Here is a 13714-nt window from a genome sequence, read left to right as displayed (position 1 = left end):
CCTGGAGCCTGCTTAGCCCAGGCGCGCTGCTCGCTTCAGCTCGTAGCTAGAGATGTGTGCGTTTTCTGGAATAACAGCAAAGACGCGGGATTCCACCTTTTCCATGCGGCCTCGCAGCGCGAAGCAGAGGCCTGCGGCGAAGTCGACGATGCGTCGAGCGTCGTCGGTAGGCATGTCCGCGATATCGAAGACGACTGCGTCACCATCGCGGAATGGTTCGCCAATGAGGGTGGCTTCGGAGTATTCGGAAATTACTACTGGGACGATGGTGGGTTCGTAGGCGCGAGGCGCTGGTTCATAGGCGCGGGCGGTTGCTTCGCTGGAATATGCGGGAGCTGCGCCGTAACGACGCTCATCTGCGTAGTACGCTTCGTCTTCGCCTTCGAATGGTGCGAGGCCGAAGAATTCCTTGAACTTCTGAACACCTGACATGTGTTAATCCTTTGCTGGCTATTAGGGTGCTGTGCAGCGTGATGTGCTTTTTACGCTAGTGGTCGCGCACCGAGTATTGCTGTTCCGACACGCACGACTGTGGAACCACACTTAATTGCTGCTGCCATGTCACCAGACATCCCCGCGGAGAACCCGAGCGGCCGCCCTACCTGGGAGCTCAGGTGTGCCAGCACCTCGGCGGCTTCCGTGAACGCGGCGGTGGGATCCATGTCCCGAGGGGGGACGCACATGATTCCGGCAAGGTCGAGGTTCGACTCGTTCGAGATGGCGTCGGCAAGTGCTGGCACGTCGGTGTGCACTGCCCCGCCACGGCTGGTGTCGCCGTCGATGCTGAGTTGGATGTAGCACGGCAGCGTGCCGGCGGGGCGCTGCCCGCGGTCAATAGCGAGGTCCACGCCGTGCGATAGCGCGGTGGCCAGGCGGATGGAGTCCACGGAGTGTACGCACGAGGCCCACCGGGCGACGGCGTTGGCCTTCTTCGTCTGGATCTGGCCAATCATGTGAAAGTCCACGTCGGGCAGCTCGGCCGCTTTCGCGCGTGCTTCCTGCTCCCGGTTTTCCGCTACGGCCGTGACCCCCAGCGAAGCCAAGAGTTCAATATCTGAGGCCGGATGAAACTTCGTGACGGGCAGCAGCGTCACGGAACCTGGTGGGCGTCCCGCTGCTGCTTCGTACTGGGCGATGTCAGCTCGGACCGCTGCGAGCCTGCTGGAGAGTTCGTCGAGACGGCTCATGGCAACCACACCACACCTGCCTGGCGACCGGTCGTTCCTTCTCTGCGATAGGAAAAGAAGCTGGTATCCGCGACGGTGCAGCGCGGATCGGAATCGATGGCAGTCACGCCGAGGCTGAGCAGCTGCCTGATGAGACCAGCGCGAATGTCCAGCCCCCACGTGCCCTGTGGGGTGCACACAAGGGCCCCAGGCAGGCGGGATTCCACATCCTCCGCCATGGCGCGGGGTACCTCATAGTTTTCGCCAGAGGCAGCAGCCCCCATGAGTGCATGGATCCGCGCCGGGGCCGCGCCCAGGGCCACCATCTTTTCCACCGTCTTGGCGACGATGCCATTGCGCGCCCCCATCCGACCAGCATGGACAGCGGCAATGACGCCGGCTTCGTGATCGGAAAGCAGCACCGGAACGCAGTCCGCCGTCAGAACAACCAGTGCCAGGCCCCGCTGCGTTGTCACTAGTGCGTCCGTCGCTTCCACAGGTTCAGCCACCGGCCCGCTGACCACAGTGACGTTCGGTGAATGGATCTGCTCCATCCACACCAAGCGTTCAGGTGCCAAACCAATGACGGACGCCAGGCGGTCGCGGTTGGCGGCTACCGCTGCGGGGTCATCCCCAACATGGTCGCCCAGGTTAAAGGAGTCGTAAGGGGCATGCGAAACCCCGCCCGCGCGGTTAGTAAACACCTTGCGGACGGGGCGAGAATCATCGTTGAGGGCCATAGCCCTTAAGTTTAGAAGAAGTTCGGCACGTCGAGGTCGTCACCGAAGTCATCGCGACGGCCACGGCGGTCGTCTCGGTGGTCACGGCGCTCTTCACGACGCCCATACCCACGGTCACGAGAGTCCGTGTAGAGGCCACGGCGGTCGGAGTCCAGGCGGTGACGTGCCGCATCGGAACGACGCTCGTAGTCGGACACTGGCTCCTCCACCGGCTGCTCTGGCTCCTCGTCAAGTGCCGGAGCGCTGTCCTGGAACAGGGCACCGGACGCGGCAGGCGCTGGGGTGGCGGTTGGCTGGGCCGGCGCTGCTGCGCCAGCAGCTGCGCTCTGAGCGGTGTTGTTGGCGACGCCATCGAAACCAGCGGCGACGACGGTGACGCGAACCTCGTCCCCCAGGTTGTCGTCAATGATGGTGCCGAAGATCAGGTTGACGTCTGGGTCTGCCTGCTGCTGGACCATCTCGGCTGCCTGGTTCACTTCGAGCAGGCCAAGGTCAGAACCACCGGCGAAGGAGAGCAGCACGCCCTTTGCGCCTTCCATGGTGGATTCGAGCAGAGGCGAGTTGATGGCCTGCTCAGCCGCGGTAATAGCACGGTTTTCGCCACGTGCGGAACCGATGCCCATCAGAGCGGAACCAGCATTGGCCATGACGGAGCGCACGTCGGCGAAGTCGACGTTGATCATGCCTGGGGTGGTGATGAGGGAGGTAATGCCCTGAACACCGTTGTAGAGTACTTCGTCGGCGGAACGGAACGCATCCATCATGGACAGGGAGGCGTCGCCAAGCTGCAGCAGACGGTCATTTGGAATAACGATGAGGGTGTCGCACACCTCGCGCAGCGCATCGATGCCTTCCACCGCCTGCTTCGTGCGACGCTGACCCTCGAACTTGAATGGGCGGGTAACGACGCCAACGGTCAAGGCGCCCTGCTTCTTAGCGATGTTCGCAACGACCGGCGCAGCACCCGTACCAGTGCCACCGCCTTCGCCAGCGGTAACGAAGACCATGTCCGCACCCTTGAGGGTCTCTTCAATCTCGGACTTGTGGTCCTCAGCGGAGGCGCGACCGACCTCTGGGTTGGCGCCGGCACCCAGGCCACGGGTGGCTTCACGGCCAATGTCCAGTTTCACGTCCGCATCAGAGAACATGAGCGCCTGGGAGTCCGTGTTGATGGCGATAAACTCAACGCCCTTAAGACCTTCTTCAATCATGCGATTGACAGCGTTAACGCCACCGCCGCCGACGCCGACGACCTTAATTACGGCCAAGTAGTTGTTCGGAGAGGTCATGTGTTTCGTCTCGCCTTTCGAGTGTGAGGATCTCGCCTGGAATGGAAAGTGGATAGGCTAAATTTTCGCCAACGCTGCGGGTAGCGTTCGTGGTTTCCATCTTCACGCATATTAGGCGAAAAGATGGGGACATTTTCCCCGCGTGTCGAGACCCTAAACTAAAGGTTTAAGGTTTTGACGTGCTCTTTCCCGCGCGCCCACACGCCAGTTTAAGGGATGAGCGTAACCAAGCCAGGCGCACTGACGTTCCACCGCTGTCCCTCGCGCTGCAACACCGTGGATGTGGCTTTCGCTTTATCATGAGCGTGCTCAGTGGAACCCCAATAGACTTCCTTGCCACCGGCAAAAAACAGCTTCAGCTCAAACTTGCTCGGAGCATCCACACGCTCCAACTGGCCCCGCGCCCCGGGATCCAGGGCGGTCACCGCGGTGACCACATCAGCAAACAAGGCCGGGTCATCTTCCTTGGTCCCGGTCACCTCAACACACCCTGAAGGGGGCGTTTGGATCACGAATGGGCGGCCAGTGGCGTCGACAAGGTGCTCGCCGTCGTTACGCCGTGCAAACAGCACCGCCTGCCGCTCCTCGACAACAATCCGCGCCGTACTCGGAAAATCACGCTCAACGTTCACCTTCGCCACCCACGGCAGCTGCGCAACCCCCTCCGCGGCCTGCTGCAGGTTCAGCCGCACCAACGGCACACCCAACGCAATACCGGATGCGGACTCCACTTCTTCCGCGGCGGTTTCACTATTGCCGGTCACGTCGATGCGGGAAACCTGGAAGGTAGGCACGAACAGCAGCACGGCTGCTGCCACGACGGCCAGAAGCACGGCCGCCCCTACCCCACCGAAGATGACCTTGCGACTCAGCGCTACTTTCACTTACGCCAACTCTTTCAGGATCTCACCAGCTGCCATCGTGACGCTGCCAGCCCCTATCGTCAAGATGATGTCATCCGGGCGGGCCACCTCACGAAGCTGCGTGGCCACCTTGTCAAAGTCTGGCACGTACCGCACCGGCTTGGTCACCTTCTCCGCGATGATCTGCCCGGTTACCCCAGGAACCGGCTGTTCACGGGCACCGTAAATCTCTAGCACCAGCACCTCGTCCGCCAAGGAGAGAGCCTGGGCAAATTCCGCGGCAAACTCGATAGTGCGGGAATACAGATGGGGCTGGAACGCAACCACCACGCGCCCCTTACCTTCCGCGTCCACCTTCTGCTGCGCCGCCGTGAGCACCGCCTCAACTTCAGTCGGGTGGTGGGCATAGTCATCGTAGACGCGGACTCCCGCGAACTCACCGGCAGTGATCGTGCCACGGTGCTCAAAACGACGTCGCACACCCGTGAACTCGCTCAGGCCAGCAGCCAGTTTGGCCGGTTCCCCGCCAACGAGCACGCCAGCTAGCAACGCCGCCGACGCATTCAACGCCATATGGGCGCCAGGGATATGCAGATCAACCGGGAGGTCGTCACCACCAAGCCGCAGCACAGCTTCGGAACCAAAATCTGTCGCCCGCAGTGACGTCAGCTCCACCCCCACCGGGATGTCCGGATAACGAGACACTGCCTCCGACGTGCCATAACCAAGCACATTCACTCCCCGCGCCAAGGACCGCTCGCCCAGCGCCGCCGCATGCTCGTCATCCAGGCACACCACGAGGGTGCCGTCATCGCTGAGCCGGTCTGCAAAATCATCAAAGACCTGGAAATAAGCCTCGTGAGTTTTAAAGAAATCCAGGTGATCGGGCTCAATGTTCGTCACCACCGCCACGGTTGGCCGGTAGCGCAGCAACGACGCGTCAGACTCGTCGGCCTCTGCGACGAAAGCAGTTCCCGTGCCATGGTGAGCATTCGTCCCCGACTTACTCAGCTGACCGCCGATTGCGAAACTAGGATCCAGACCAGCCGCCTGCATCGCCACCACAGACATCGACGTTGTCGAGGTCTTGCCGTGGGTTCCCGCCAACAGCACCTGCTGGTAGCCTTCCATCAGCTCCGCCAGCAGATCCGAACGACGAATCACCGGAATGCCAGCTTCTCGTGCGGCAACCAGCTCCGGGTTATCCTGCGGAATAGCTGCAAAAGAGGTGACCACCACGGTTGGTAGCTCCCCCGCCAACCGGAGGTTGTCGGCCGCATGGCCAATGGCCACCTTGGCCCCCGCGGACGTCAGGGCAAAGATAATACGAGAATCCTTCGCATCGGAACCAGTGACTACCTTCCCGCGGTCCAGCAGGATGCGAGCCAGCCCAGACATTCCGGCGCCGCCGATACCGATGAGGTGAACCCGAGACAGATCTATTGCATCGTTCACGTGATTGTCAGCTTTCTACTCGTTACTTCTTCGCCACATCGGCCACAATTTGCGCGATGGCTGTGGCAGCCTCACCGAAACCGGTGGCCTGTGCTGCCCGTACCATGTGTGACCGCAAGTCATCGTCCCGGAGCAACGCAATGACGGTGTCTTTTAGCAGTTCTCCGGTCAACTCAGTGTCATTGATGAGCTGCGCACCACCTGCATCAACCACGGGAGTGGCGTTCAGAGCCTGTTCACCGTTGCCGTGAGGCAACGGCACGTACAGTGCCGGGATCCCGGCAGCTGTTACCTCCGCTACCGTCATGGCACCGGCTCGGCTGACGACCAAGTCCGCAATGGAATAGGCGAGCCCCATCGTCTCGATGTACGGCACGGCCACATATCCGGGGAAGGTCTCGGGTGCGGCATTCTTCTTGCCATAGGCGTGGAGGACTTGGAATCCGGCATCGACAATGTCACGAACGCAGGCACTGAGTGCGGTATTGATCGACCGCGCCCCCTGTGACCCACCCGTGACCAGCAAGGTTTTCTTTTCCGGATCCAGCCCCCATTTGGCGTAGGCCGCATTGCGTTTTTCCCAGCTCGGTGGTTCGGTCAGCGCGGCATGGATCGGCACGCCCACCACTTCACCTTTCATCCCGGAATCTTCCACAGCGTTGAGGCCAATGCCACCAAGCCGAACCCCGAGTCTGTTGGCCATACCAGCCCGGGCGTTGGCTTCATGAATGACGAATGGAATCTTGTTCAGCTTCGCCGCGATATATGCCGGAGCAGACACGTAGCCGCCGAAACCTACCACTACATCGGCATCAACTTTCTTCAAGATCGCACGTGTTTGCTGCACGGCTTTGATCACACGAAATGGGAGTTTCGCCAGCGCAAGACTAGGTTTGCGTGGTACCGGAACTGGGGGAATCATCTCCAGGTCAAACCCGCGCGCCGGAACCAGTTCCCGTTCCAGGCCCTTGGGGGTCCCCAGGGCAACCACTCGCGCGCCGTGTTCTGCCACCAAGGCATCAGCAACCGCAAGCGCAGGTTCGATATGGCCGGCAGTACCGCCACCGGCAACAACTACGGAAAGTTCGGAATGCGTCATGATCAGCTACTCCTCCTGCGCTCTGGGCGCGCGCCACGAGGCGACTGATATTGCCGTGTGCGCGCTTGTTGCCGGCGATCCTGCCGACGCTTCTCGCTTCTGTGATCGACGCTACCACCGGTTGAGTTACGGGCCTCGTTTCGCGTAGTGGGACGCCCCACCACTGGTTCCCGGCGCGGCGCGGATTTCGCCTTCGAACGTACGCCGGTTGTGCCTTCCACCGCGGCCAAGTCTGGTTCCTTCAAAAGCAGTAACCGGTCCAGGAGCGGACGGCCGTAGTTCTGCATCGCGGAAATCGCTTCGGGTTCGTGACGGGCGCAGCTAGCCAGCAGCCCCATGGAAGCCAGGGTGATGATCGCCGAGGTACCACCGGCCGAGAGCATAGGCAGCTGAATACCGGTCACGGGCAGCAGCCCAATGACGTACCCGATGTTGATAAAGGCCTGCGCCACCACACCCGCACTAATGGACGCAGCGAGCAGCGACATGAATTTGTTTTGTGATTTCATGGCTACCTTCATCCCGAAGTACGCCAGGCACAGGAACGCGAGGATCACCATCGCGCCGCCCCACAGCCCGAGTTCTTCGCCGATGATGGCGAAGATGAAGTCGTTTTTCGCTTCTGGCAGGTAGAACCACTTGGCGCGGGACTGGCCCACCCCGACTCCTGTGGTGGAGCCATCAGCGAGAGACAGGAACCCTTGGTAGGACTGGAACGACGTCGCGCGGGTATCTTCAAAGCGACCAAATAGGGCATCGAAGTAGACCACGAAGCGTTGCGATCGGAAACCACCGCGCATCACCAATCCAACGAGCCCCACGATCACGAGGGCGGCCGCCCCCACTACGTACTGGATGCTCACACCAGCAAAGAGCAGGACAAAGCCCACGGTCCCGAGGAAGGTGAGGGCCATGCCGATATCGCCTTCCGCGATGATAAGCAGCGTCATAAGCGCGGAGACAAAGGTGAACACGCCAAAGCGTTTGTTCGCTGCGATCAGTTCGTCGGACACTCCCAGGAAGGCCGCGCCCCAGATCGCGATCGCCACCTTGGCGAACTCCGAAGGCTGCAATCGAATCGGCCCGACTACGATCCACGATTGTGATCCCACTTCTGCTCGGCCGGTACCAATTCCTGGGATGAGCACCGCGATCAAGAGCAGCACCGCCAGCAGCATGATCCAAGGGGCGAATCTCCGAACGGTGACCGGCCGGATTCGCATCGCCATCCACATCGCCACGATGCCGGCTACCACCATGGTGGCCTGGCGGGTCGCGGTGGCCCACACGGAGTTACCGTCGATGACGGACCAGGTCATGGAGGAGCTGAACACCATTGTCACGCCCAGCACGGTGAGGAAACCCACGGCGAGCATGATCATGGTGTAGCTCGCTAGGGGGCGCGCACTGAGATCGCTCCACACGCCAGTCACTCTGTGCCACACGCCTTGACGTGGGGCTTGTTCGGGCGCTGTCATCGTCTCACTCCTTTGATGGACCGTTAGGAAGCTATCGCGCGGGCGGCGGCAGCGAACATGTCGCCTCGCTGTCCCATCCCGGTGTACATGTCCAGCGATGCAGCAGCTGGTGCCAGTAACACTACGTCGCCAGCGGCCATGGTGTCGGCTGCGGCACGCACTGCGTCCGTCATTGCTTCCTCAGGGTCGGACGATTGAATCAGGGTGATCGGTAGGTCGGGGCGAACGTCGCGGAGGGCGTCGGCAAGCAGCTGCTTATCGACGCCCAGCAGCACCGCATGCTTAATCTGCGCAGCATGGGTGCGCACGAGTTCGCTGACGTCGGCGTCTTTGAGCTGCCCGCCGGCGATCCAAATGATGCTGTCCAGACCGCGCATCGCGGCATCGGCCGCATGCGGGTTCGTGGCTTTGGAGTTGTCTACAAAGGTGACGCCACCGTGCTCATGAACGATCTGGCCCCGGTGACCGGCCACCTCGAAATTGGCGAGTGCTGTGGCAATCGCCTCGCCGGACACGCCCAAAGCACGGGCGATCGCGGCAGCTGCCAGCGCATCGAGTTGTCCCGCCGGGCCCGCAGGGGAAATTCCGGTGGCCGAGGCTAGCACCTCATCTGCTGCGAAGGCATTGTCCACGAGCTGCTTATCGACGATCCCCAGCTGGTCCGCACCCGGCTTCCCGAGCGTGAACCCCACTTTCCGGGTATCGGAGAGCTGGCGTGAAGCCTCCAGCTGCTGAACTTGCGCCACAACCGCGGGATCATCAGCTCCAAAGACCGCTACTTCTGCCAGCAACGCCTTCGCTTTGGCCCCAGCATATTCCAGGAAGGAGCCGTGCCAATCAATGTGGTCGTCGGCAATATTGAGCACGCAGCCGACCGCCGGCCGCAGCGAATGTGACCAGTGCAGCTGAAAGCTTGATAGTTCTGCCACCAACACGTCGATACGCTCCGGGGCCTGAAGTGCGTCGCCGATGGCCACCCCGATATTGCCTACCGAAGCCGCTGCTAGGCCACCTGCCTGTAGCATGGCCGTGGTCATGGCGGTGGTGGTGGTTTTCCCGTTGGTACCGGTGATAGCAACCCAGGTGTGCGGCTCGCCGAAGACTCCAGCCTGGTCCAAGCGCCAAGCTAGCTCGACATCGCCAATAACGGGGATCCCGGCAGCGTGGGCATCGGCAAGCACAGCGGTACGCGGGTTCCATCCCGGCGACGTCACCACCAACTGAAAGTCTCGCAGGCGCGCCCTTGCTTGCGCCACGCACAGGTGTTTGACGCTCACGGCCTCCGCCAGCCGCAGCCGGGCGGTTTCGTCACCATCAGCAACGGTGACGGAAACCCCCAGTTCCGCGAGCATCCGTGCACATCCCGCTCCGGAAACACCGGCGCCGGTGATCAGCACCTCACCTTGTATTTCCTGTGGCAAAACGGTCATGGTCATACCCTCGCGTTCGCAAGCCAGTCGCCATAGAACAATGCCAAGCCCGCCATGCAGGCCATGGCCGTCAGCAACCAGAATCGGATCACCACTGTGGTTTCAGCCCAACCGCCGTTTTCGAAGTGGTGGTGGAACGGAGCCATCCGGAAGAAACGAGTGCCACGAGTACGGAACACGGCCACCTGAATGACCACGGACGCAGCCTCGATCACAAACAGCGCGCCAATGACCACCATGAGCAGCTCGGTTCGGGACGCCACCGACAGGCCAGCGACCAAACCACCCAGCGCCAAGGAACCGGTGTCGCCCATGAAGATCTTTGCCGGGGCGGCATTCCACCACAGGAAGCCTGTACACGCCCCCAGGCCGGCCGCTGCCAGGATCGCAAGGTCGAGCGGGTCACGAACCGCGAAACAACCTGGTTCCACCGTCACATCGCAGGAGTTACGGAACTGCCAGAACGTGATGACGGTGTAGGCGCCCATCACCATCGCGGTCGTACCAGCTGCTAGGCCATCCAGCCCATCGGTCAGGTTCACCGCATTAGACCACGCCGAAATCAGAATATAGATGAACACCAAGAAGATGACCGTGCCGATAATGGGGCCACCGACGGCGATGTCAAACGTGTCGATATCACGAAGGAAGGACAAATGAGTGGACCCAGGAGTTAAGCCGTTGTCATCCGGGAACTGCAACACAGCAAACCCAAAAGCAAGCGCGATGACGAGCTGGCCCACCAACTTCGCAGTCTTGTTCAGCCCCAAGTTCCGGCCCTTAGCCAGTTTGATGTAGTCATCGGCGAAACCGAGCCCGCCCAGTGCAACAGTGAGCAACAGCACGATGAGGCCGGACGCAGTAAATGCCTGTGTGCCGGTGTAAAAAGCATAAAGGTTCGCCAACAGATAGGCGACCACGATGCCAGTCAAAATTGCGATGCCACCCATCGTTGGGGTACCGCGCTTGCGCATGTGCGAACGGGGTCCGTCCTCACGGATCTCTTGGCCTAGGCCCTCGGCGCTGAAGTATCGGATCAACAACGGAGTCATGAAGATAGCAACGAGAAAGCTCACTGCTCCGCTAATAATGATCTGAGTCACGATTGTTCTACTTGTCCTTGGATCGTGCCCCCACAAACGTGGTGGCTGCAAATTGAGTGTTCCTACTTAGTGAGCGTTAGGCGTGCCAAGCAGACCTTCCGCGACGCGCCACAACCGAGCCGAATTTGATGCCTTGACCAGGACAACATCCCCTGGCCGCAGCTCACGGTCGACCACATTCACTGCAGCGTCCGCGGAATCAACAGTTATGGTAGTTATACCCCGTTGTTCCGCAGAAGTGGCTAAGGCATGACTGTTGACATCTACCCCAACCACAACGAGCCGGTCAATTCGCATCTTCTCCAATACCTCTGCCACAGCTTCGTGCTCCGCCACCGCGTCCTCACCGAGCTCACCCATCTGGCCGAGTACCGCCCAGCTGGTGCACTCTACGCGACCGTGTGCTGTGTACGCGAGAGCAGCGATCCCGGCGCGCATGGAATCTGGGTTGGCGTTGTACGAATCGTTAATGATCGTGACCCCGTCTTCCCTGGTACGCACATCCATGCGGTTTGCTGAGGCATTGCGGTGAGAGGACAGCGCATCCGCAACCTCTGCCGTGCTGAGCCCCGCTGCCACTCCGACGGCTGCTGCTGCGAGGGCATTGGAGACTTGGTGTTCCCCAAAAACCTGCAGTTTGACCGGGTATGACTGCGTCTCGCCCTTGTGGTGAAGGCGGAAGCTGGCGCGAGCAACCTCATCCAGGCGAATATCCGTGGCATAAAAGTCTGCAGGCCCGCTTACCGACGTGGACACTACCCGTGCTGCGGTACGCGACGCCATGGCCGAGACGAACTCGTCATCAGCGTTGAGCACCGCGAGGCCTTGTTTCGGCAGTGCTTCAACCAGCTCGCCTTTCGCCCGGGCGATGTTCTCCCGGCTGCCGAATTCGCCGAGGTGTGCTGAGCCGACATTCAACACCACGCCGATGGATGGCGGTGCGATCTCTGCCAGATGCGCAATGTGCCCGATCCCCCGCGCTGACATTTCAGACACCAAGAACTTAGTCTGCTCGTCTACCCGGAGTGCGGTGTAGGGGTGCCCGATTTCGTTGTTAAAGGAGCCGGGAGGTGCGACAGTCTTCCCCGCCCGTGCTAGCACGGTAGCCAACAAATCCTTGGTAGACGTTTTACCTGCCGAACCGGTCACCCCGACCACGGTCAGCTGCTGCTCGGCTACGCACGTATCTATCACCAGGCGAGCCAGTTTACCCATGGCTGCCAGCACTGATGCCATTTCTTGGGCCTTGTCACCCGCCATGGCAAAGGCATCGGCGTTTGACGCCGGTACTTCGGTCGCTGGCACGATAATCGCTGGAACACCCACGTCGTGTGCCGCGAGTACGGCCACCGCGCCCGCCTCAACGGCGGCGCCGGCGAAGTCATGGCCGTCCACCCGCTGTCCCGGAAGTGCGACGAACAAGGACCCCGGTGAGATCTTGCGGGAATCAAATTCCACGCTGGATGTCACCATCGCTGCTGGATCCACGCCACCGGCGAGGGTGCCCCCAACCGCCTGTGCTATCTCTGTCACGTTGAGCTGAATCATGAGCTAAGCTCCGCTTCGTTCCGCCCGGGCACGCAGCGCGTCCCGGACATGTTCCCGATCATCAAACGGGTGGTTGACACCCGCAACCAATTGACCATTTTCATGGCCTTTACCTGCCACAATAATGGCGTCGCCCGGCTGTGCCCATTCCACGGCCGCGATGATGGCTTGGCCACGATCGCCGATCTCCTCCACTACCGGGTTGTGGGTGACGGAAACGAGGGCGTTCTTCGCGCCTTCCATCACGGCGGATCTAATGAGGGCAGGATCTTCAGAGCGAGGGTTGTCGTCAGTTACGACCACGTAGTCAGCGATGTTCACGGCAGCCGCACCCATCAGTGGGCGCTTGGTGGCGTCTCGATCACCGCCGGCGCCCAGAACAACGCCCACCCGTCCCTTCGTTTGGGCTTTCACGCTCTCCAGCACCGCTGCTACGGCAGCGGGCTTGTGCGCGTAGTCCACCACGGCGAGGAAGTCTTGGCCCTCATCAATGCGCTCCATGCGCCCTGGAACACCCACCTCGGAGATCCCGGCGCTGAATTTTTCCACATCGCTGCCGGCGGTAGCCGCGATCGCCACGGCCAACGCGGCGTTAGCCACGTTGAACTGCCCCGGTAGGGCGAGCTGGACACGGTGGGACTGGCCGTCGATAAGCAGGGCAAATTCCTGGAACCCCGCTGCATTCGTCTGCACCTCGCCGACGCTCACCTCCGCGTCACCTGTCGCAGACACCGTCACCGTTCCTGCGCCCGCGATCTCGGCGATCTTGCGACCCCACTCGTCATCGACCATGACCACCGCCCGCTCAGCCCGCAGTGGCGAACCGACGCGGAAGAAACCAGCCTTTGCCTCGAAGTACTCCGCCATCGTGTTGTGGAAGTCCAGGTGATCTTGCGACAGGTTAGTAAAGCCACCGACCGCGAACCGGGTGCCGGCGATGCGCCCCAGGGAAATCGCGTGGCTGGATACCTCCATGACCACGTGCGTGCATCCCTCGTCCACCATCATGCGGAACAGCTCCTGCAGCTTCGGGGCCTCCGGCGTCGTGAGTTTAGTGGGCACTGCCACCCCATTGATCCGTGTTCCGGTGGTTCCGATCAACCCCACCTTGTGGCCCTCCGCGATGAGTCCCGCCTCAAGCAGGTACGTCGTGGTGGTTTTCCCTGACGTGCCCGTCACGCCCAACACCTGCAGTTCATGGGACGGGTGGCCGAACACCGCTGCGCTGATTTCACCCAGCACCGCACGAATATCGGGGGCCACAATCACCGGACGAGTCTCGCCCTTATCCTGGAGAATTTGGTAGCCGTCCTCATCCGTCAGGATCGCAGCAGCAGGAGTTCCTTCCGCATGCTGTGCACCATGCACATGCAGGCCCGGTAGCGCGGCAAACAGGGATCCATCGTTAAGCTCCGTGGAGTTCAACGTGATGTGGCTGAAGCTAAGATTCGGGGTGCTGTCGCCACACAGGCGGCCCTGGCTGAGAGTGACCAACTCGTTCACTGTGATGGACATGATCGGATTCTCCTTTTAAGAGTGAAGC

12 protein-coding genes are annotated in these 13714 nt (G+C 61.2%); all 12 read right to left on the bottom strand.

Annotated features, from left to right (window positions below; translation table 11 throughout):
• Positions 1–12: 12 nt before the first annotated feature.
• Positions 13–432 (bottom strand): cell division protein SepF, encoded by a 420-nt coding sequence (locus ACZ6ZO_RS09760; RefSeq protein ID WP_182385833.1) that lies wholly within the window; start codon positions 430–432, stop codon positions 13–15.
• A gap of 50 nt (positions 433–482) precedes the next feature.
• Complete coding sequence (locus tag ACZ6ZO_RS09755; protein ID WP_465292264.1) at positions 483–1187, bottom strand: YggS family pyridoxal phosphate-dependent enzyme; 705 nt, start codon at positions 1185–1187, stop codon at positions 483–485.
• Entirely contained in the window at positions 1184–1906 is a 723-nt protein-coding gene (gene pgeF / locus ACZ6ZO_RS09750) for a peptidoglycan editing factor PgeF (RefSeq protein ID WP_465292262.1), read from the bottom strand. The genes ACZ6ZO_RS09755 and pgeF overlap by 4 nt, the downstream gene beginning before the upstream one ends.
• 11 nt (positions 1907–1917) lie before the next feature.
• Positions 1918–3195: a cell division protein FtsZ gene (ftsZ, locus tag ACZ6ZO_RS09745; RefSeq protein ID WP_465292260.1), complete on the bottom strand. Its 1278-nt coding sequence runs from the start codon at positions 3193–3195 to the stop codon at positions 1918–1920.
• A 209-nt stretch (positions 3196–3404) separates the two neighbouring features.
• A complete protein-coding gene (locus tag ACZ6ZO_RS09740) occupies positions 3405–4079 on the bottom strand; it encodes a cell division protein FtsQ/DivIB (RefSeq protein ID WP_465292258.1) in 675 nt (224 codons plus the stop codon).
• Positions 4080–5456, bottom strand: a complete 1377-nt coding sequence (gene murC / locus ACZ6ZO_RS09735) for a UDP-N-acetylmuramate--L-alanine ligase (RefSeq protein WP_465292290.1) — start codon at positions 5454–5456, stop codon at positions 4080–4082.
• A gap of 79 nt (positions 5457–5535) precedes the next feature.
• Entirely contained in the window at positions 5536–6612 is a 1077-nt protein-coding gene (gene murG / locus ACZ6ZO_RS09730) for an undecaprenyldiphospho-muramoylpentapeptide beta-N-acetylglucosaminyltransferase (protein WP_465292256.1), read from the bottom strand.
• 2 nt (positions 6613–6614) lie between these two features.
• Entirely contained in the window at positions 6615–8090 is a 1476-nt protein-coding gene (locus ACZ6ZO_RS09725; RefSeq protein WP_465292254.1) for an FtsW/RodA/SpoVE family cell cycle protein, read from the bottom strand.
• 23 nt (positions 8091–8113) lie between these two features.
• Positions 8114–9526 (bottom strand): UDP-N-acetylmuramoyl-L-alanine--D-glutamate ligase, encoded by a 1413-nt coding sequence (gene murD / locus ACZ6ZO_RS09720; RefSeq protein ID WP_465292252.1) that lies wholly within the window; start codon positions 9524–9526, stop codon positions 8114–8116.
• Entirely contained in the window at positions 9523–10623 is a 1101-nt protein-coding gene (gene mraY / locus ACZ6ZO_RS09715) for a phospho-N-acetylmuramoyl-pentapeptide-transferase (RefSeq protein WP_465292250.1), read from the bottom strand. The genes murD and mraY overlap by 4 nt, the downstream gene beginning before the upstream one ends.
• A 66-nt stretch (positions 10624–10689) precedes the next feature.
• A complete protein-coding gene (locus ACZ6ZO_RS09710) occupies positions 10690–12171 on the bottom strand; it encodes a UDP-N-acetylmuramoyl-tripeptide--D-alanyl-D-alanine ligase (RefSeq protein WP_465292248.1) in 1482 nt (493 codons plus the stop codon).
• Between the two features lie 3 nt (positions 12172–12174).
• Positions 12175–13686 carry a UDP-N-acetylmuramoyl-L-alanyl-D-glutamate--2,6-diaminopimelate ligase gene (locus ACZ6ZO_RS09705; RefSeq protein WP_465292246.1) on the bottom strand — a complete coding sequence of 504 codons (1512 nt, stop codon included), beginning with the start codon at positions 13684–13686 and terminating at the stop codon, positions 12175–12177.
• Positions 13687–13714: the final 28 nt, after the last annotated feature.

The sequence above is a fragment of the Corynebacterium sp. NPDC104732 genome (assembly GCF_055583565.1).
The sequence above is the reverse complement of the archived record's forward strand: the minus strand, read 5'-3'. Positions and strand labels throughout refer to the sequence as shown.